This is a genomic window from Streptomyces sp. AC627_RSS907 (assembly GCF_019049165.1).
The window spans coordinates 1-649 of sequence record NZ_JAGMUE010000602.1 but is presented as its reverse complement, the minus strand read 5'-3'; the positions used below and the strand labels follow the sequence as shown (position 1 = coordinate 649).

Below are 649 nucleotides of genomic sequence, written 5' to 3'. Positions count from 1 at the left end.
TCGGGCGCCGGGTCGTACGCCCGCTCGTGCGCCCTGGTGTGCTCCTCGTCGCCCGACTCCGCTTGCGAGTAGGGCTGCTCGTAGCCGGGAACCCCGGCGGGCGCCGTCGCGAAGGAGCCGGTGTCCCAGCCGCCGTTCTCGTCGTACCGCCCCGGCGCGCCGGCGTGCGCCTCGCCCGGCAGGTCCATCGCCGCGCCACGGGTCACGTCGCCGGCGGTGTCCGGAACCTGGAAGGAGCCGGTGTCCCACTGGATGCTGCCGTACGGGCCGGACTCGGACCCTCCGGTCTCCCACTGCCCGGTGTCCCACTGGCCGCTCTCGTGCCGCCCGGGCTGGCGCGGGACGCCGTCCAGGGTGCCGGTGTTCCACTGCGCGGCGTCGAACTGCCCGGAGTCGAACTGGCCAGGGGCGAACTGTCCGGTGTCGTACGCCTGATCCGCGAAGGGGCCGACGTCGAAGGTGCCGGTGGCGAAGGGCCCGCCGTCCAACTGACCGGTATCCGCGGGCCCGGCGACGAACGACCCGGTCACGAACTGCCCGGTGTCGTACGCACCAACCTCGGACTGGCCGGTGTCCACCTGCCTCGCGTCGGACTGCCCCGCGCCCCCCCAGGCGCTGGTGTCCCACTGGCCGGAGGAGTCGGCATCCG

General features: G+C 74.3%; 1 pseudogene. It reads right to left on the bottom strand.

What is annotated here, in order from left to right:
• A pseudogene (locus KUM32_RS37335) lies at positions 1-649 on the bottom strand (hypothetical protein); the annotation flags it as partial.